16 protein-coding genes are annotated in these 18,611 nt (G+C 62.3%); 12 read left to right on the top strand and 4 right to left on the bottom strand.

Annotation, left to right across the window (positions count from 1 at the left end):
- Window position 1: 1 nt before the first annotated feature.
- Window positions 2-1,696, bottom strand: a complete 1,695-nt coding sequence (gene ilvD, locus ACVZUB_RS24895) for a dihydroxy-acid dehydratase (RefSeq protein WP_003940201.1) — start codon at window positions 1,694-1,696, stop codon at window positions 2-4.
- A 75-nt stretch (window positions 1,697-1,771) separates the two neighbouring features.
- Between ilvD and ACVZUB_RS24890 the strand changes: the two genes are divergently transcribed.
- From ACVZUB_RS24890 to ACVZUB_RS24880, 3 genes are all read left to right on the top strand, one after another.
- The gene (locus ACVZUB_RS24890; protein WP_225320137.1) at window positions 1,772-2,005 is read left to right on the top strand and encodes a hypothetical protein; all 234 of its coding nucleotides are present in this window, start codon (window positions 1,772-1,774) and stop codon (window positions 2,003-2,005) included.
- Between the two features lie 103 nt (window positions 2,006-2,108).
- A complete protein-coding gene (locus tag ACVZUB_RS24885; protein ID WP_003939836.1) occupies window positions 2,109-3,797 on the top strand; it encodes an alkaline phosphatase D family protein in 1,689 nt (562 codons plus the stop codon).
- Window positions 3,794-5,068, top strand: a complete 1,275-nt coding sequence (locus ACVZUB_RS24880) for an alkaline phosphatase family protein (protein ID WP_482627853.1) — start codon at window positions 3,794-3,796, stop codon at window positions 5,066-5,068. The genes ACVZUB_RS24885 and ACVZUB_RS24880 overlap by 4 nt, the downstream gene beginning before the upstream one ends.
- Here ACVZUB_RS24880 and ACVZUB_RS24875 read toward each other — a convergent pair.
- Window positions 5,065-5,622 carry a TIGR03086 family metal-binding protein gene (locus tag ACVZUB_RS24875; RefSeq protein WP_007732609.1) on the bottom strand — a complete coding sequence of 186 codons (558 nt, stop codon included), beginning with the start codon at window positions 5,620-5,622 and terminating at the stop codon, window positions 5,065-5,067. The genes ACVZUB_RS24880 and ACVZUB_RS24875 overlap by 4 nt on opposite strands.
- A gap of 101 nt (window positions 5,623-5,723) precedes the next feature.
- Here ACVZUB_RS24875 and ACVZUB_RS24870 point away from each other — a divergent pair, with 101 nt between their 5' ends.
- The 6 genes from ACVZUB_RS24870 (at window position 5,724) to ACVZUB_RS24845 (ending at window position 12,210) form a co-directional block, all read left to right on the top strand.
- Window positions 5,724-6,719, top strand: coding sequence for an aldo/keto reductase (locus tag ACVZUB_RS24870; RefSeq protein ID WP_042924858.1), 996 nt, complete (start codon window positions 5,724-5,726; stop codon window positions 6,717-6,719).
- A gap of 45 nt (window positions 6,720-6,764) precedes the next feature.
- Entirely contained in the window at window positions 6,765-8,036 is a 1,272-nt protein-coding gene (locus ACVZUB_RS24865) for an MFS transporter (RefSeq protein WP_482627852.1), read from the top strand.
- Between the two features lie 70 nt (window positions 8,037-8,106).
- A complete protein-coding gene (locus tag ACVZUB_RS24860) occupies window positions 8,107-8,535 on the top strand; it encodes a DUF6325 family protein (RefSeq protein WP_007732604.1) in 429 nt (142 codons plus the stop codon).
- Window positions 8,536-8,559: 24 nt separating this feature from the next.
- A complete protein-coding gene (locus ACVZUB_RS24855) occupies window positions 8,560-8,886 on the top strand; it encodes an SHOCT domain-containing protein (RefSeq protein ID WP_003939954.1) in 327 nt (108 codons plus the stop codon).
- Window positions 8,887-8,949: 63 nt separating this feature from the next.
- Window positions 8,950-10,857, top strand: coding sequence for an alkyl/aryl-sulfatase (locus tag ACVZUB_RS24850; RefSeq protein WP_063315790.1), 1,908 nt, complete (start codon window positions 8,950-8,952; stop codon window positions 10,855-10,857).
- Between the two features lie 114 nt (window positions 10,858-10,971).
- Window positions 10,972-12,210, top strand: a complete 1,239-nt coding sequence (locus ACVZUB_RS24845; protein WP_063315791.1) for an HNH endonuclease signature motif containing protein — start codon at window positions 10,972-10,974, stop codon at window positions 12,208-12,210.
- 70 nt (window positions 12,211-12,280) lie between these two features.
- On the opposite strand, the gene ACVZUB_RS24840 is transcribed toward ACVZUB_RS24845, so the two are convergent.
- Both ACVZUB_RS24840 and ACVZUB_RS24835 read right to left on the bottom strand, forming a co-directional pair.
- Window positions 12,281-13,276, bottom strand: a complete 996-nt coding sequence (locus ACVZUB_RS24840) for an endonuclease/exonuclease/phosphatase family protein (RefSeq protein WP_063315792.1) — start codon at window positions 13,274-13,276, stop codon at window positions 12,281-12,283.
- A 67-nt stretch (window positions 13,277-13,343) separates the two neighbouring features.
- Window positions 13,344-14,765, bottom strand: coding sequence for a short-chain fatty acyl-CoA regulator family protein (locus tag ACVZUB_RS24835; protein WP_003939891.1), 1,422 nt, complete (start codon window positions 14,763-14,765; stop codon window positions 13,344-13,346).
- Window positions 14,766-14,932: 167 nt separating this feature from the next.
- Here ACVZUB_RS24835 and prpD point away from each other — a divergent pair, with 167 nt between their 5' ends.
- The 3 genes from prpD to ACVZUB_RS24820 are packed head-to-tail and all read left to right on the top strand — an operon-like array spanning window position 14,933 to window position 18,470.
- Entirely contained in the window at window positions 14,933-16,435 is a 1,503-nt protein-coding gene (prpD, locus tag ACVZUB_RS24830; protein ID WP_063315793.1) for a 2-methylcitrate dehydratase PrpD, read from the top strand.
- The gene (prpB, locus tag ACVZUB_RS24825) at window positions 16,435-17,352 is read left to right on the top strand and encodes a methylisocitrate lyase (RefSeq protein WP_042448311.1); all 918 of its coding nucleotides are present in this window, start codon (window positions 16,435-16,437) and stop codon (window positions 17,350-17,352) included. Before prpD ends, prpB begins: the two co-directional genes overlap by 1 nt.
- On the top strand, window positions 17,349-18,470 hold the full coding sequence (locus ACVZUB_RS24820; RefSeq protein ID WP_020909098.1) for a bifunctional 2-methylcitrate synthase/citrate synthase: 1,122 nt from the start codon (window positions 17,349-17,351) through the stop codon (window positions 18,468-18,470). The genes prpB and ACVZUB_RS24820 overlap by 4 nt, the downstream gene beginning before the upstream one ends.
- The last annotated feature ends 141 nt before the right edge of the window (window positions 18,471-18,611 follow it).

Below are 18,611 nucleotides of genomic sequence, written 5' to 3'. Positions count from 1 at the left end.
ATCAGCCGCACACTGCTCCACCCGAGGCTGATCCCACGAGCTTGGAGTACTTGGCCAACACACCACGTGTGTAGCGAGGCGGCAACGGCTCCCAGCCCTTCTTGCGGGCTTCCAATTCGGAGTCGTCGACCAACAATTCGAGTTGTCCGGTACCCACGTCGAGCCGGATCTGATCGCCGTCGCGAACGAACGCGATGGGACCGCCGTCGACGGCCTCGGGCGCAACGTGTCCGACACACAGGCCGGTGGTGCCGCCCGAGAATCGTCCGTCCGTCAGCAGCAGGACGTCCTTGCCGAGACCCGCGCCCTTGATCGCGCCCGTGATGGCCAGCATCTCGCGCATGCCGGGACCACCCTTCGGGCCTTCGTAGCGGATGACGACAACGTCACCGCCGGTGATGGTGCCGTCCTCGAGAGCATCCATCGCGGCGCGCTCGCGTTCGAAAACCCGTGCAGTGCCGACGAATACATCAGACTCGAATCCTGCCGACTTGACCACCGCGCCGCCGGGCGCGAGTGACCCCTTCAAGATCGTGATGCCTCCGGTGGGGTGAATGGGCTTGTTCATCGCCCGCAGGACCTTGCCGTCCGGATCGGGCGGGGTGATGTGCGCGAGATTCTCCGCCACGGTCTTACCGGTGACGGTCAGGCAATCTCCGTGCATGAGTCCCGCGTCGAGCAATGCCTTCATGATCACGGGGACGCCGCCGATACGGTCGACGTCCGTCATGACGTGCTTTCCGAAAGGCTTGACGTCGGCGAGGTGCGGGACCTTCGCGCCGACGCGAGCGAAGTCGTCGAGCGTCAGCGGGACGTACGCTTCGTGCGCGATCGCGAGGAGATGGAGCACCGCATTGGTGGATCCGCCGAATGCCATGACGACTGCAATGGCGTTCTCGAATGCTTCCTTGGTGAGGATGTCCCTGGCGGTGATGCCTCGACGCAGGAGCTCGACAACGGCTTTGCCGCTCTCGCGGGCGAAGCCGTCGCGGCGACGATCCGGTGCGGGCGGTGAAGCGCTGCCGGGCAGCGACATTCCCATGGCCTCGGCGGCGCTGGCCATCGTGTTTGCCGTGTACATGCCGCCGCACGCGCCTTCGCCCGGGCAGATCGCCCGTTCGATGGTGTCGACGTCGGCGCGGCTCATCAGCCCACGCGAGCAGGCGCCAACCGCCTCGAACGCGTCGATGACGGTGACTTCCCGCTCACTGCCGTCGGAAAGTTTGGCGACGCCGGGGAGGGTGGAGCCGGCGTAGAGGAACACGCTGGCGAGGTCGAGGCGGGCCGCCGCCATCATCATGCCGGGCAACGACTTGTCGCAGCCGGCGAGAAGGACCGATCCGTCGAGACGCTCGGCCTGCATGACGGTCTCGACGCTGTCCGCGATCACTTCACGGGAGACGAGGGAGAAGTGCATGCCCTCGTGCCCCATCGAAATGCCGTCGGAGACGGAGATAGTGCCGAATTCGAGAGGGAACCCGCCGGCTTCCCGTACGCCCTCCTTGACGGCCTTGGCCAGGCGATCGAGGGACAGGTTGCATGGCGTGATTTCGTTCCAGGACGAGGCGACGCCGATCTGCGACTTGACCCAGTCGTCGTCGCCCATTCCTACTGCACGCAACATGCCGCGCGCTGCGGTCTTTTCGAGTCCGTCGGTGACGTCACGACTTCTGGGCTTGATGTCGGGTTCGGTCATTTTCCAAGCATAGGCGTCAGCGGGGTGTGTTTCCGGCAGACGAGCGACTCGACTTGCCGACAAACGCCGTCCGTCGTGAATAGACTCGTCGTATCGGTGTGGGTGACTTTCTTTGCCGCTCTGCTGATACTGCCCATCCTGTTCGGCGCGTTGATCGCAGGCTATTCCGCGTTCTCCGAGGTCGACGGGTCCGAGGCTCTGCTTCCGCCGGCGTTCTGGATCCTGATCGCGGCCGGGGGTGCACTCGGCGGTTACATCGGAGTCAAGGTCGGTGTGGTTCGAGGCTCGGCCCTCGATTACCGGTTGTAATCGGGATCGACTCGATCAAACTTCCAGAGAAGCGCAGGCGAAGCCTGGGTGAACATCCCGAAGCTCTCTTGAACGCCCGTTCAGGTGCGGGTTCACTCCTAGCGTGCACACGAATGCCTTCGATCGAATATCCAGACGTGGCCTGCTGCAGGGATCGGCGGCCCTCGCCGGCGCAGTAGGTCTCGGTGTCGCTTCGGCGAGTCACGCCGGTGCCGAGGTTCCGGGTGGCAGCCCGGGCTTCGCGCACGGCGTGGCATCCGGTGACCCGTTGCCGGATGCGGTGATCATCTGGACCCGCATCACCCCGACGGCAGACGCGACGCCCGGTTCCGGCGTCGGGCCGGCGGTGACTCTCAACTGGCAGGTCGCGACCGATGAGGGGTTCGCGAGCGTCGTTGCGTCCGGAAGTGTTGCTGCTTCGGCGGATTCCGATCACACCGCGAAGGTCGACGTCACCGGACTCGATTCGTCGACGACGTACTGGTACCGATTCACTGCGGGTTCGGCTGTTTCTCCGGTGGGCCGCACCCGTACGGCTCCGTCGAACTCGGCAGATCTCGATCGTCTCCGCTTCGGCGTGGTGTCCTGCTCCAATTGGGAGGCGGGGTATTTCGGTGCCTATCGTCACCTCGCATTCCGCGAAGACCTCGACGCGATCATCCACCTCGGTGACTACATCTACGAGTACGGGCAGGGGGAGTACGGCGCGAGAAACGGATCCGTTCGCCTTCACGAGCCGGCCCACGAGATCATTTCGCTGGCCGACTACCGAATTCGGCACGCGCAGTACAAGACAGACCCGGATCTGGCAGCTCTGCACCTGAAGCTCCCGTTCATCACCACGTGGGACGATCACGAATCGGCCGACAACGCGTACCGGGACGGCGCCGAAAACCACACTCCCGGTGTCGAAGGTGACTGGGCAGATCGAAAGGCCAACTCGGCCAAGGCATATTTCGAGTGGATGCCCGTCCGCCCGTCGGGTAGTGGTTCGAGCGTTCAGCTGTATCGTCGGTTCCGCTTCGGGAATCTGGCCGAGATCTCGATGCTCGATCTGCGTACTTACCGCGACGAGCAACCGACCATGAAGCAGGTCGACGATCCGTCGCGCACCATTACCGGACGCGCACAGATGGATTGGTTGACCAACGGAATCGTCACCTCCCCGACGCAGTGGAAGGTCGTCGGCAATCCGGTCATGATTACGCCCTGCGTGTTCCCGCCGCTGGAACCGGCGACCACCGCGGCGTTGACCGAACTGGTGGGTGTGCCGCAGGCCGGTGTCCCGTACAACACGGATCAGTGGGACGGGTACACCGCCGACCGCACCAGGCTTTTCGACGCGATCACCTCGAACGGTGTGGACAACACCGTCTTCATCACCGGTGACATCCACACGTCATGGGCCTGCGACCTACCGACCAACGCCGCCAACTATCCGGGTGGGCCGACCGTCGGCGCCGAGTTCGTCGTCCCGTCGGTGACGTCGCCCAATATCGACGACATGCTGAAAGTGCCACCGCGCACGGTAACCGTTGCGGCAGAAGAAGCATTCAAGGCCGTGAACCGCCACGTGCGGTACGTCGAACTGGATTCGCACGGCTACGGCGTATTCGAAATTGCCCGCGAAGGTACTCAGATGGACTGGTACTACGTCGACGATCTCACCAATCCGCAGAGCAATGCGCACTACGCCGTGAGCTACCGTCTGCCGGCAGGCGCGGGCAGTAGAGTCTCACCCACCTCGGCCGCCCTCGATCAGGCCTCGTACCGACCAGGAGTCGACCAGTGAGTATCGAAGTTTCGCGTCGTAGCGTTCTGATCGGTGGAAGTGTTGTCGCCGGAACGGCATTGCTCGGAACGCCCGCTCGCGCGAGTGTTCCCACCAGCGCCGGAATCCCAGACCTGGACGTGCATGTCATAGTCGTAGACGGCATGCGGCCGGACGAGCTGCGATCGGAGCTCACCCCGACGCTGACCGGGCTTGCGGCCGGCGGTATCCACTACCCGGACGCCAGTGCCATCACGATCGCAGAGACGCTGCCGAACCACACGGCGATGATGACGGGAGTGCTGCCGGCGCGTTCGGGTGTACCCGCCAACTCCGTCTACGATCCGGCCATCGACAAGAAGCGGGACCTCGATCGGCCTTCCGACCTGCAGGCATCGACGGTTCTGGATCGGGTACGCACCGAACTCGGATTGACCACTGCGAGTGTGCTGTCCAAGCACTACCTGCACGGGTTGTTCGGTGACCGCGCCTCATTGGTGTGGGATCCGCAGCCGCTCGTTCCCGGTACCGAGCATGCGCCGGACAACTTCACGATCGACGCCTTGATCCGTATCGTCGGCGGGAACTCGCCGCGGCTCTCGTTCACCAACCTCGGTGACGTCGATCGGGTCGGGCACCTGGATCTGTCCGGTCCGTCCATCCGGATCGCTCGCACGGCTGCACTTCAGAACACCGACAACCAGGTTCGCCGTTTCGTCGACTTCCTTCATGACACGGGTCGCTGGAATCGGAGCATTCTGATCGTGTTGGCCGACCACTCGATGGACTGGTCGGAGCCCGCGCGGCTCATCGGCTTGGATCGACCGCTGAACGCGGACCCGTTGCTGGCAGGCAAGATTCGAATCGCCCAGAACGGTGGCGCAGACCTGATCTACTTCGTCGGACCCGATGGCGAACGGGCGGAAGCCGTCAGCCGGATTCAGCAGATCGTGGATGGTGTGGACGGCGTCGAATCCAGCCACCTCCCCGCCGAATTCGATCTCGGCACCAATGCCGGTGACGTCGTTGCGTTTTGCGCTCAGGGCTGGCGGTTCAGTGATCCGACTCCACTGTCCAACCCGATTCCCGGCAACCACGGCCACTTCGTGACACTGCCCATTCCGTTCTTCCTCAGCGGCGGACATCCCGCTCTGGACGGTGGACGGAAGATCGACACGCAGGCTCGCACGATCGACGTCGCGCCGACGGTTGCGGCTCTGCTCGGCCTCGGTGCACCTGCCGGCGGCTGGGACGGCGTCGCCCGCACGACGGGTGTGTCGCTGAACGTCTAACGAGGATCGCGACCGGTCAGGGCAATCAGCTTGTCCTGCAACGACGCATCGTCCGGGAGGTCGACGGGATCGGAGAAGAGTCCGCTCTCGGCGAGCATGTCGCGCTGCCCGTCGAGGTCGGACCAGACGGCCTCGACGAGGTCTGGATCGAGTCGCTCGTCTGCTCCGACCGCTCGCGCGAGGTCCCAGGTGTGGATCGTGACGTCCGAGGTCTGCTGGCGCAGATAGGGTTCCACCTTCACCGTGCCGTACGAGAGGTGAACGTGGGCACTGAGGTCCGTCGATTTCCACGCTTTGATTGCGGCATCGGAGTACTTCTGCCATTCGGTCCACAGGTCGTCCCCGACGGGAACGATGTCCGGTGTCGCCTCGCCGACCGTCAGTCCGGCCAGGAGCGGCGGTACCCACTGCTGCTCCTCGATGACGTGGCGGACGAGGTGTTCAACGTGCCAGTCGGAGTCGGGCGTGGGTGCGTTCCAGTCCTCGACCGCAGCGAGTCGTGAACCGAATTCGCGGTGGGCGGTGAGTACGAGTTCGAGCCAATCGAATGCCATCACTCGAGGGTAACCCGATCAGCGTGACGTTAATCGGTGCGTGAGGCTTCGATTCGGTGAAGACTGTCGGGGTTGTCGCTCAGTCGAATCGAGGAGTTTTCATGACCGTCCCCACCGTCACTCTGGCCGAAGGTCTCACTGTCAGCGCCCAGGGATACGGCGCGATGTCCGTCGCCCCGGTCTACGGCCCGGTGGATCCGGCCGAGGCGCTCGCCACGCTGCACCATGCGGTGGACATCGGGATCACGTTCATCGACACCGCCAACGTGTACGGCGAGGGCTCGAGTGAGCGTGCGGTGGGAGAGCTTCTCAAAGACCGCCGGGACGAAGTGCAGTTGGCGACCAAGTTCGGTCTGGTCGGCAACATCGCCAACGGTCAGCGCGGGATCAACGGAGACCCGGCTTACGTGCCGCGGGCACTCGACGAGTCTCTGGGACGACTCGGCGTCGATCATGTCGACCTCTACTACTTGCACCGGGTCGACCCGAACGTGCCGATCGAAGACACCGTCGGCGCGATCGCGGAGCAGGTGAAGGCGGGCAAGGTCCGCAACATCGGACTGTCCGAGGCGACCGGCGATGAACTGCGTCGTGCGTACGGGGTACATCCGATCGCGGCGATCCAGTCGGAATGGAGCATCTGGAGCCGTGACGTCGAGAACAAGGTAGTACCCACCGCGGCGGAACTCGGAGTCGGGTTCGTGCCCTTTTCACCTGTGGGCCGAGGCTTCTTGGCGGGATCGTTCGATGCGGCGACGCTCAGTGACAACGACCTACGCCGACGCTTCCCCCGCTTCTCGGACTCCGCACTTCCCGCCAATCAGAAGGTTCTCGACGTGGTCCGCGCCGTCGGTGAGGAGCTCGGCGCGACGCCTGCACAGGTTTCCCTGGCATGGCTCGATGCCAAGGGCCGCCAGTACGGGTTGCCTTCCGTTTCGATTCCCGGCACTCGGTTCGCTGCACGAGTCACCGAAAACGCCGGAGCGTTGGACATCGTTTTGAGCGAAGACCAGATCGCTCGCCTCGACTCCCTCGCCGCGATCACCGAAGGCTTCCGTTCGGCCGATCTGAATTGGGTGTCTCAGGGCCGCGAATAATCATGTCCTGAGCCTTGCGAAAGACAGGAGTAACATACAGACCCGATGAAAAAAGTGTGGTCGGTCTGGGGTGTCGGTGTTTTTGCCTACGTGATCGCCGTGCTTCACCGCACTTCGTTCGGCGTCTCGGGTCTGTCTGCTGCTGATCGGTTCTCGATCTCGCCCAGCGTTCTGTCGAGCTTCGTCGTGCTGCAGATCGTCGTGTACGCCGGCATGCAGATTCCGGCGGGAGTCCTCCTCGACCGCTACGGTTCGCGGATCATGATCGCAGTCGGTGCGTTCATCATGATGTCCGCGCAGTTGGCTCTCGCCTTCACCGAATCGCTGCCCGTCGCGATCGGTGCACGTATTGCCGTCGGTGCCGGGGATGCACTCACCTTCATCTCGGTGTTGCGGTTGGTACCGCAGTGGTTCCCGCCCCGGCAGGTGCCGTTGGTCTCGCAGTTCACGGGCATCCTCGGTCAGCTGGGCCAGGTGATGTCTGCGCTTCCGTTCATGTTGCTGTTGTCCGGACCGGGCTGGACTTTTGCCTACGGCAGCGCTGCCGCTGTCGGACTGTTGGCGTTTGCGCTGGCGTTGAGTGTCATCCGCGACGCGCCTCCCGGTGCCGACGTGGTCGCCGTGCCGGCCGGCGCCAAGGAGATCGGGCGACAGATCAAGACGGTGTGGATGCGGCCCGGCACCCGACTCGGGTTCTTCAGCCACATGGGGACTCAGTTCTCGATCACGACGTTCGCGCTGCTGTGGGGTGTGCCGTACCTGAAATCGGCTCAAGGCCTCGACTCCACGACGGTCGGCTCGCTGCTGACGCTGTCAGTCATCTCGGCAATCGTGGCCGGCCCGATCCTCGGTATTCTCACCGGTCGCTATCCCATGCGTCGATCGTGGTTGGTTCTCACCATCATGGTGGCCAGCGCGCTCATGTGGACGATCGTGCTTTCACGAAGCGAACCGTCTCCGCTTTGGTTGTTGACGATCCTGGTGGTCGTCATCTCGGTGGGTGGACCGGGTTCGGTGATCGGCTTCGACTACGCGCGTACGTCGAACCCGAGTTCGGCGATGGGCACCGCGCAAGGCATGGTCAACATCGGGGGATTCCTCGCTTCCCTCATCGTGATTCAAGTGATGGGCGTCATCCTCGGACACATGGGCGGGTACACGTTCGACGGATTCCGTGTCGCCTGGATGGTGCAATATCCGGTTTGGATTCTCGGTATCGTCGGTGTGCTCGTCACCCGAGGCAAAGCCCGGCGAGCCCTCGCAGCAGAAGGCGTACACGTACGGCCGATTCGCGAAGTCATTCGTCGCAACAAATAACTCGATCGCATCGGGTAATTCATCCCCTGCGGGTGAGGTTCCCAAGCGTCCGAGCCACCAGGCTTGATGGATGAACGACGCAATGAACATCGGACCGGTCGAGCTCGTGGTGCTGGCATTCCCAGGTTCAACTGTGGATCCTGAAGCTGTCGCCGCGCTGCAGAACGTGGTGGAACGAGGTTTTGTCACTCTGCTCGACCTCGTGTACATCGCCAAGGACGCGGACGGACAGGTGTCGCAGATCGACGTCGACGAAGATCTCACCGACATCGGACTGGCGATTCTGTCCATCGAAGCCAAGGCATTGATCAGTGACGAGGACCTGGACGTGGTCCGTGAGTCACTCGAACCAGGAACGTCCGCCGCAGTCATCGTCTACGAGCAGACGTGGGCGCGTGAGCTCGCGTCGACGGTTCGCGGTGGCGGCGGCGACGTAGTCCTTCACGTTCAGATACCGCGCGAGGTAGTCGTCGCAGCGGTCGAAGCAGCATTTCAGTAGCGACAATTACCCAAGGAGTTCGGCATGGTTTTTCGAGGTGGACGCAGAGGGCGGCCGGGGTTGCTCGGCACGGTGGCGCGCACGGCGGTAGTGGCTGGAACCGCAAAGGCGACGTCCAACGCCATGGATCGACGGAGTCAACGAAAGGCCAGCGAGCAGCAGCAGGAATATCAGCAGGAGTACCAGCAGCAACAGCCGCCGCCGCAGCAGCAGGTCGCCCCCGTGCAGTCCGTTCCCCCTTCAGGCGCGGACGATCTGGTCTCCAAGCTGCAGGAGTTGGGACAGCTTCATCAGTCCGGCGTGTTGACCGATGCCGAGTTCGCGGCGGCAAAGGCGCAGTTGCTGAGCTAGCCCTGCTGTTCTCCTCGATTGCGGCAATGCGCATTGCCGCAATTCGGCGTGAAAGGCTGACTTATGATCGACCCACGTGCGGCATCGGCCGCAATCGAAGCCGCGAACGCCCGAGTCGCCGAGACTCTACCGTTCTCCGACGACGCCGACTTCACCGAGGCGAAGCGGGGTTTCGTCGCCGCGCTCGAACCGGGGCTGGTTGCCGATTCGGACGGGAAAGTCCTGTGGAACAACGATTCCTACGCGTTCCTTGACGAGGACTGCCCGCCAACGGTCAATCCGAGCTTGTGGCGTCAGTCGAAGTTGGTCGCCAAGCAGGGACTCTTTGCGGTGACGGATTCGATCTATCAGATTCGCGGACTTGATCTGTCGAACATGACGTTGATCGAGGGAGACACCGGAATCATCGTCATCGATCCACTGATCTCCCGGGAAACCGCTGCCGCCGGGCTCGCGCTGTACCGGGAACACCGTGGTGATCGACCTGTAGTCGCGGTGATCTACACGCATTCGCACATCGACCACTTCGGCGGGGTCAAAGGTGTGACCACCGACGACGACGTCGCCGCCGGGCGATGCGTGATCGTCGCACCCACCGGGCTCGTGGAGCACGCGGTCGAGGAAAACGTCTATGCGGGAACGGCAATGGCTCGACGTGCGGCCTACATGTACGGAGCGGCCTTACCCCGAGGTCCCCGAGGTAGCGTCGGAGCCGGGTTGGGGCAGACCACCTCAACCGGCACACCGACGCTCATTTCGCCGACGGTGTCGATCTCGAAGACAGGTCACACGGAGACGATCGACGGCGTTCGGATCGAATTCCAGATGACGCCCGGAACCGAGGCCCCGTCCGAGATGAACTTCTACTTCCCGGATTTGCGCGCACTGTGTATGGCGGAGAACGCAACTCATACTCTCCACAACCTGCTCACGCTTCGCGGTGCCCTGGTACGAGATCCTCACGTCTGGTCTGCGTACCTGACGGAATCGATCAATCGTTACGCCTCACGATCCGACGTTCTGTTTGCGTCCCACCACTGGCCGACGTGGGGGACCGAACGGCTCACCGAGTTCCTGTCATTGCAGCGCGACCTCTACGGGTACCTTCACGATCAGACACTTCGTCGAATCAATCAGGGGTGGACCGGTCTCGAGATCGCCGAATCGATCGAGCTGCCAACTGCATTGGCGCAAGCGTGGCACACGCACGGGTACTACGGTTCCGTCAGTCACAACGTCAAAGCCATCTACCAGCGATACATGGGTTGGTTCGACGGTAACCCTGCGCATCTGTGGGAGCATCCACCCGTCGAATCGGCCAAGCGTCACGTGGAGTTCATGGGCGGATCAGCAGAAGTGTTACGGAAAGCTCGGGAATCGTACGAGCGCGGCGACTTTCGCTGGGTTGCGCAGGTGGTGAACTACGTGGTCTTCGCTGAACCGGACAACGTCGAGGCCAAGAATCTGCAGGCCGATACCTTCGAGCAACTCGGGTACGGCGCCGAGAACGGCACCTGGCGGAACTTCTACCTCACCGGTGCATACGAACTGCGCAACGGCTCAGTGGGGACGCCCACGGTTGCCGCGGCGCCCGACATCACCGCAGCGCTGTCGGTAAGTCAAGTCTTCGATGCAGTATCGCTGCGCGTGGATGGAGTGCGCGCAGCGGGCTCGCACATCGTCGTCGATTGGAACATCGCTGACGAAAACATCGTTCACCGAACGGAACTCAGCAACGGAGTTCTGATCCATTTCGACGTGGAAGGTGGGTCTGCAGATGCTGGGTCTGTGGATGCGGTGTTCAGTTTGAGTCGGCGCGACTTACTCGGTGTGCTGCTCGGTGGTGTGGACTTGGGTGCCGAGATTGCGAATGGAACCATCTCGGTTTCCGGCGACCCGGCGAAGCTCGCAGAACTTGCCGGATACCTCGACGAGCCGGATCCGAACTTTGCGATAGTCACTCCGACCTAGCGCTGTATCAGTCGTGAACGAGCCTGTACTTCAATAGGTCTCGAGCCACCCACCTGTTTGAAGTTGTCCGGTTTGTCTCTGGCTATCGAAAGTATGTTCGATTAAGCTTTGAGTGTGGACAGTCGGGGAGCGTGGCAGCTGGACGGTGAGGGCCTCAAGAGTGAGGTTCTGGCTCTGGTGCGCGTCCGGCACGAGCTGCAATCGCGGATGGTGTTGCTGATCGTGGAAATGTTTTCCCGTGAGGTTCTCGGTGGGAAGGGTTTTCGGGCGATCGCGCAGTGGTTGCACGGGTCGACGAATCTGGAGATCGGTGAGTGCAGTCTGCTGGTCGGGTTGGCGCGGTTGTTGATGCTCGAACCCGTTGTGGGCGATGCGTTTCACCGTGGTGACGTGGATGCGTTGAAGGCGCGGCAGGTTGCGTCGTTTTGTCAGCATCCGCCGAAGAACATGACGCCGGCGGATGTGGACAAGGCTCGCGGGATCCTGCTTGGCCTGGCGTCGCAGAACATCGCCGATTGTGATGCGGTGCGAGCAGCGATCCGTCGAATCGAGAAGCAGTACGGCAAGCGCGAGGACGGGGTTCCGGTGGGTGAGGATTCGGAGCGTAACGAGTTCTACGCGTCGAAGGGCCTGTACGGGCGGGTGACTGTGAAGGGTGATCTGGATGCTGTGAACGGGGCGCGTCTGATCACGTTGTTGTCGAGTCTGTCTGCGCCGACGCCGGAGAAGGACGGCGTGAAGGACACGCGTACTCCGGCATTACGGCGTGCGGATGGGTTTTGCGAGTTGTTGCGCCGGTACGAGCGGGCGGGGTTGGGTCCGATGGAGGGCGGAGTGAAACCGCACATCACGGTGACCGCGTCGGCGAAAGACATGACCGACCTCAAAGCGTTGAAGGACCTCCTGCCGTCCACCGAAGAACTGGGTTTCGCGTGGACGGATTGGGTGGGCCCGATCAGTATCGATACCGCGCGGATGTTGGCGTGCGACTGCACCGTGACGCGGATTTTGTTGGATGCGAATGGTGTTCCGCTCGACTGCGGCAAGGAAGCGAGAACGGCGACGGTTCCGCAGCGGCGGGCTCTTGCGGTTCGGGATGGTGGGTGTGCGTTTCCGGGGTGCGGGACTCCGTCGGGGTGGTGCGATGCCCATCATATTGTTCACTGGGGTGATGGTGGCCCAACGGATCTCGATAATCTGGTCTTGTTGTGTGGTCATCATCATCGGACGCTGCATCACACGGAGTGGCGGGTGGAGATCGGCCCGGATCGGAAAACGGTGTTCTATCCACCGATGTCGATTGATCCGTTCCAGCGGCCGATCGGCGGGAACAGTCCGCCCACCGCGGCGTGAATCGCGACAACTGAAGACGTGAGCACCGGGGCACAACCATGCCCCGGTGCTTGCTCAATCCAGTATTTACTCAAGACAACGTGATGTCGGCAATCAGGCCGTGGTGATCGGATCCCTCGATCTCGATCCGTTCCAAGGATGTCGCCACGGCGCCTTTCGTGATGATGTGGTCGATACCGACCACCGCCGGATACCGCTTGTCGGTCGGATAGGTCGCGATCAGGCCGGAACCCAATTGGTCGGCGGCGCTGGTGTATCCGTTCGTGAGAAGATTCCGGAACTGTTTGTTCGAGTACGACGCGTTGAAGTCGCCGCTCACTATCACGTTGTCCCGTCCGGCGACTTTGTCCATGTAAGACCCAAGCCTTCGCTGCTCGTCCGCCCACACCGAAGGCGGTGAGATGTACGCCGGTGCCGGATGCACGGCGAACAATGTGACTGGCTGCGCCAAGCCGACATTCAGTTCTGCGGACAGCGTTTCGGGTGAGAATCCGTCGAGGCTACGCGGATTGGAGAGTGGAAAGCGACTGTAGATTCCTGCCCCGCCACCACCGTCGGTGTACGGGACGAGGAATTGGTGGCTCAGAACCTCGTCAAGCCCGGCGGCTTTGAGCGCGTCGGCTTCCTGGTACGTCAACTCCTGGACCGTCACCACGTCGACCTCGCGTTCGCGGACCATCGCCACAAGCGACTCCGGATCCGCTGCACCGACCATCAAGTTGGCCTGCATGATTCGAATCGATGGACCGTTCGCAGACGTCGACTCCCCAGTTCCGCCGATGTACAGCGGGCTCACAGACCATCCGAACAACCCAAGGACGAGGATCGAGGCGGCGCACACGATCCACTGACGCCCGATACCCGAGACGACGGCACCGATCAGCGGAGCAATCATCAACAAGGGCGCCACTGACGCGAGAACGATCACGATGTTGTGATCGACGTCCAACTGAGTTGCGATCAAGGCAACCAAACCAGTCACGATGCCGGCCACACCGGCCACGGCCGAAAGGCGGCGAAGAACCAGTCGACGAGGGGTCACGGCATCGGGTTGCATGACGTCCATGGAAGCAGAAGAGCGTCGTAGCTCCGGGAAACTGCAGGTGGAGTCGGTGTGCCCTACTGTTTGCGCCCTATTGTTGCGGATACGGAAGGTGGCTGCTGCTGTTCTCACTGACGGAGATCGAGCGGCCGAGTTGGGGGAAGGCGCGTTGAGAGCACGCTGGCCTGTCACAGACTTTGCACCCCGCGCCGATCGGCACGATGGTCGCGGGGTCGTCCGTCTGAATTCCGTGTGAGTAGACCATGCGATCGGCGTAGCCGATGTCGCAACCGAGTCCGACGGCGAAGTTGCGCTCGGGTGCGAGGTACCCGAGTCCGCCGCTGTGGGTAGTGCGCGCCACCCAGAGGTATGTCCGGCCGTCGGGCATCTTCGCGACCTGAGTGAGGATGCGACCTGGGCTCGCGAATGCCTCGTGGATGACCCACAGCGGGCAGCTGCCTCCGACTCTGGAGAAGTGAAAGGCGGTAGCAGACTGACGCTTCGAGATGTTTCCGGCGCGATCGGTTCGGACGAAGAAGAAGGGGATGCCGCGTTGGCCATGACGCTGGAGAGTGGACAACCGGTGGCAGACGGTCTCGAAGCCGACCTCGAACTTGAGGCTGAGCAGGTCGATGTCGTACCGCAAGGCCTCAGCGGATTGCAGGAATTGGGTGTACGGGAGTAGCAGTGCGCCGGCAAAGTAGTGTGCGAGTCCGACGCGAGCCAGCGCTGCGGACTCGGCGCTCAATGATTCATCCTCGGCGACAAGGGAATCGATCACGTCGGCCTGCGTGAAGAAGGCCAACTGCATTGCGATCTGGAACGCGCGTTGTCCTGCCGACAGACGACGGGCGAGTGTGAGGACCGACTTGTTCGGATCGTAGTAACGCTTGGGGCCGAGCTTGTCGGGTTCGTCGGTACGGATCGTCACGGTGACGCCGTGCTGATCGCGAAGTAGTCGTGCCAGTTGCAAATCCACTGCGCCCACGGACAATCCGTTGTCCAGGAACATCTGTTCGGCAGCGTCGTCCAGAACGGCGATGTGATTCTTTCGGTCGTAGAAGAAGTCCCGAACTTCCTCGTAGGGCATCGGTACGAGTGACACATCGGATGCTGGTTCGCCGGACAACTGCGTCGAGAACTGGTCCAACTGCTCTGTCGCGGCGTGAAGGCGGCGGTGCAACATCACGAGGGTGCGTCCGACCGCCGGCATGCGGGCCACCAATTCGTCCACCTCGGCCAGAGATACGTCTCCAGATTCCGAAGTTTCGGCCAAGGCGTGATGAACGTCCGCAACCAGGCGTGCGTCGGAATCGGAGGCGAAGAATTGCACGTCGAGATCGAACTCGGCGTTGAGCTTGAGAAGGACGGGCACCGTCAGCGGTCGTTGATCGTTCTCCAGTTGATTGACATAGCTGGGGGAGAGTTCGAGTGCCTTCGCCAGTGCGGACTGTGACAGGTTTCGTTCCTCCCGCAGCCGTCGCAGCCGCGCTCCCGCGTACATCTTCTTCATCGAATCTCCTCGGTGCCGATCGCGTTCACCCTACCGAGAAGCTATTCGCAACATTCGCAACATTGCAGCATTGTCATTGCACAAATAGGCAATTGCGAGGGCCTATCCCGAGGTGAATGAGCTGCGTAGCGTGCAAATAGATACCGAAGAACGTGAGAAGAGGACCGATGAAGACGCATCTCGTACGCACTCACCGCTCTGCCGAAGAGTTCCCCAAGGAAGACCACCTCGCGTGGAAGATCGCGGAAGTTGCGACGGATTCCGTCGACGTCACCGACGCCACATCCGACATGATCGTCAACCGGATCATCGACAACGCGGCAGTTGCCGCAGCTTCCCTGGTACGCCGTCCCGTGGTGAATGCGCGGGCGCAAGCACACTCGCATCCGTATACGCCGGGCTCCACCGTGTTCGGTATCCCCGGTACGTTCTCGCCTGAATGGGCCGCCTGGGCCAACGGTGTCGCGGTTCGTGAACTCGATTTCCACGACACGTTCCTCGCCGCCGAGTACTCGCACCCCGGAGACAACATCCCGCCGATCCTCGCCGTCGCTCAGCACACCAGCCGTGACGGTCGAGACCTGATTCGTGGTCTGGCGACCGGCTACGAGATCCAGATCGACCTGGTTCGGGCTATCTGCCTGCACGAGCACAAGATCGACCACGTCGCACACCTCGGCCCCTCGGCTGCGGCAGGTATCGGAACTTTGCTGGGCCTGGGCACCGAGACGGTCTACCAGGCAATCGGCCAGGCGCTGCACCTCACGACGGCGACACGTCAGTCCCGCAAGGGCGAGATCTCCAGTTGGAAGGCGTACGCGCCTGCGCTGGCAGGCAAGGTTGCCGTAGAGGCGGTCGACCGCGCGATGCGCGGTGAGGGCGCACCGTCACCGATCTGGGAAGGCGAAGACGGCGTCATCGCCTGGTTACTCGGTGGCCCGGACAAGGAGTACCACGTTCCGCTGCCCGGTTCGGGTGAGGCGAAGCGCGCCATCCTCGACTCGTACACGAAGGAACACTCCGCGGAGTACCAGAGCCAGGCGCCGATCGACCTCGCTCGCCGGATGCGTTCTCGCGTCGGTGATCTCGACCAGATCGCGTCGATCGTCCTGCATACCAGTCACCACACCCACGTCGTCATCGGCACCGGTTCCGGCGATCCGCAGAAGTTCGACCCGACCGCCTCGCGTGAAACCCTCGACCACTCGGTGATGTACATCTTTGCCGTTGCGCTACAGGACGGTACGTGGCACCACGAACATTCCTACGCGTCCGAGCGTGCACAGCGCGCGGACACGATCGAGCTGTGGAACAAGATCTCCACGCGCGAAGATCCCGAATGGACACGCCGTTACCACTCGACGGATCCGGACGAGAAGGCTTTCGGTGCTCGCGCCGAGATCACCTTGAAGAGCGGCGAAGTCATCGTCGACGAGCTTGCGGTGGCCGATGCGCACCCGCTCGGCGCACGTCCGTTCGCTCGCGATCAGTACGTCGCGAAGTTCCGCACCCTCGCCGAGGGCGTCATCGAGCCGAGCGAACAGGACCGCTTCCTCGACGCGGCTCAGCGCACCGCCGAATTGAAGGCAGGCGAACTCGATCAGCTGACCTTCACCGTTTCCGAAGACGTTCTCGCTCGGGCTCCCAAGGTCGCCAAGGGACTTTTCTGATGTCGGGCCTCATCGCAGCAGCGACGTCTGCAGCCGACAAGCGGATTGCCTTCCGGGCGGGGCTGACGTCCGGAAAGATTCAACGACTCCCGGGTGCGATCAATCCGCTGACAGCCAGACTGATTCAGGAAATCGGGTTCGAGGGTGTCTACGTTTCAGGTGGTGCGTACTCCGCCGGATTGGCGCTTCCCGACATCGGACTGACCACCTTGACCGAGGTCGCCGGCCACAGCAAGCAGATCGCGCGCGTCACGGACCTCCCGACGCTCGTCGACGCCGACACCGGTTTCGGTGAACCTATGAGCGCGGCCCGCACGGTCACGATCTTCGAGGACGACGGAATAGCCGGTCTGCACCTCGAGGATCAGATCAACCCCAAACGCTGCGGGCACCTCGACGGCAAAGCAATTGTGCCCACCGAAGACATGGTTCGCCGTGTTCGTGCTGCAGTGTCGGCGCGTCGTGACCCGAACTTCGTCATCTGCGCGCGCACCGATGCTGCCGGAATCGACGGTATCGACGCGGCGATCGAGCGAGCAAAGGCCTATGTGGATGCCGGTGCCGATCTGATCTTCACCGAAGCTCTTGCCACCGAGGCCGACTTCGAGAAGTTCCGCGCAGCGGTCGACACTCCGCTCCTCGCCAACATGACCGAGTTCGGGAAGTCGAATCTCATTTCGGCGAAGACGTTGGAAGAGATCGGTTTCAACGCCGTCATCTACCCCGTGACCACCCTTCGGCTGGCGATGTTCGCTATCGAAAAGGGTCTGCGCGAGATTTTTGCGGAGGGCACGCAAGAAGGACTGCTCGGCGAAATGCAGCATCGCAGCAGGTTGTACGAGATTCTCGAGTACGAGCGCTACAACGAATTCGACAGTGGCATTTTCAATTTCAGCTTGGAGGGGAGTAGGACATGACCGAACAGATTCCGACGATCTACAAGGGCTTGGCCGGAGTTGTCGTCGATACGACGGCTATCTCCAAGGTAGTGCCCGAGACGAATTCGTTGACGTATCGCGGTTACGCAGTGCAGGACCTTGCCGCGAACTGCAGCTTCGAAGAAGTTGCGCACCTGCTCTGGTACGGCGAACTGCCGACTCCCGAGCAGCTCGAATTACTCTGCCTGCGTGAGCGTGCGGCCCGTCGTGCCGACCGCTCACTGCTCTCACTCCTGACCAAGATGCCGGACAACTGCCACCCCATGGATGTTGTCCGCACGGCGATCAGCTACCTCGGCGCCGAGGATCCGGCGGAGGACGACAACTCGGAGAAGGCCAATCTGGCCAAGGCGCTGCGGATGACGGCTGTGCTGCCGACCATCGTCGCAGCCGATTTCCGCCGCCGGCGCGGTCAGGATCCCATCGCGCCGCAGTCGGACCTGGGTTTCGCCGAAAACTTCTTGAACATGTGCTTCGGTGCTGTTCCGGAGCCGGCGATCGTGAAGGCCTTCGAGGTCTCGCTGATCCTGTACGCGGAGCACTCCTTCAACGCCTCGACGTTCGCCGCTCGTGTTGTGACGTCCACACTTTCGGACATCTACAGCGCAGTGACCGCTGCTATCGGCACGCTCAAGGGCCCGTTGCACGGCGGTGCAAACGAAGCTGTCATGCACGACATGCTCGAGATCGACGACCCCGACCGCGCCGAAGCCTGGATGTCGGAGAAGTTGGCTGCCAAGGAGAAGGTCATGGGCTTCGGGCACCGCGTCTACAAGAACGGTGATTCGCGTGTTCCGACCATGAAGCAGGCCCTCCTCGACGTCGCGGCAGCGACCGACGGCGAGAAGTGGGTGCAGATGTACGAGATCCTCGAGAAGACCATGGTCAGTGCCACCGGAATCAAGCCGAATCTCGATTTCCCTACGGGCCCTGCATATTTCCTCATGGGCTTCGACGTCGAGATGTTCACGCCGATCTTCGTGATGAGCCGCATCACCGGATGGACGGCGCACATCATCGAGCAGGGGCAGTCGAATGCACTGATCAGGCCGCTGAGCCAGTATTCGGGCGTGCCACAGCGCACAGTCGTGGCATGACACTTTTTGCTGTCGTGGCATGACGCCCCTTTGATACTGCGTCGGCGAGGTTCGGTTCTGGCATCACCGTCTCCTGGCCTCGTCGACGCTTCTCCGTTCGCACTATCTGCAACTTTGCATCGAGAATTCGCAAAGATATTC

This window comes from Rhodococcus sp. OS5 (assembly GCF_056837585.1).
Note: the sequence above shows the minus strand (reverse complement) of the source record. Positions and strands in the feature narration are given on the sequence as shown.

Bases quoted from the DNA above. Each gene is read 5' to 3' on its own strand.
- ilvD (WP_003940201.1), bottom strand. From the start codon at position 1,696: ATGACCGAACCCGACATCAAGCCCAGAAGTCGTGACGTCACCGACGGA.
- ACVZUB_RS24875 (WP_007732609.1), bottom strand. From the start codon at position 5,622: ATGGCATTCGATTGGCTCGAACTCGTACTCACCGCCCACCGCGAATTC.
- ACVZUB_RS24870 (WP_042924858.1), top strand. From the start codon at position 5,724: ATGACCGTCCCCACCGTCACTCTGGCCGAAGGTCTCACTGTCAGCGCC.
- ACVZUB_RS24865 (WP_482627852.1), top strand. From the start codon at position 6,765: ATGAAAAAAGTGTGGTCGGTCTGGGGTGTCGGTGTTTTTGCCTACGTG.
- ACVZUB_RS24860 (WP_007732604.1), top strand. From the start codon at position 8,107: ATGAACGACGCAATGAACATCGGACCGGTCGAGCTCGTGGTGCTGGCA.
- ACVZUB_RS24855 (WP_003939954.1), top strand. From the start codon at position 8,560: ATGGTTTTTCGAGGTGGACGCAGAGGGCGGCCGGGGTTGCTCGGCACG.
- ACVZUB_RS24850 (WP_063315790.1), top strand. From the start codon at position 8,950: ATGATCGACCCACGTGCGGCATCGGCCGCAATCGAAGCCGCGAACGCC.
- ACVZUB_RS24840 (WP_063315792.1), bottom strand. From the start codon at position 13,276: ATGGACGTCATGCAACCCGATGCCGTGACCCCTCGTCGACTGGTTCTT.
- ACVZUB_RS24835 (WP_003939891.1), bottom strand. From the start codon at position 14,765: ATGAAGAAGATGTACGCGGGAGCGCGGCTGCGACGGCTGCGGGAGGAA.
- prpD (WP_063315793.1), top strand. From the start codon at position 14,933: ATGAAGACGCATCTCGTACGCACTCACCGCTCTGCCGAAGAGTTCCCC.
- prpB (WP_042448311.1), top strand. From the start codon at position 16,435: ATGTCGGGCCTCATCGCAGCAGCGACGTCTGCAGCCGACAAGCGGATT.
- ACVZUB_RS24820 (WP_020909098.1), top strand. From the start codon at position 17,349: ATGACCGAACAGATTCCGACGATCTACAAGGGCTTGGCCGGAGTTGTC.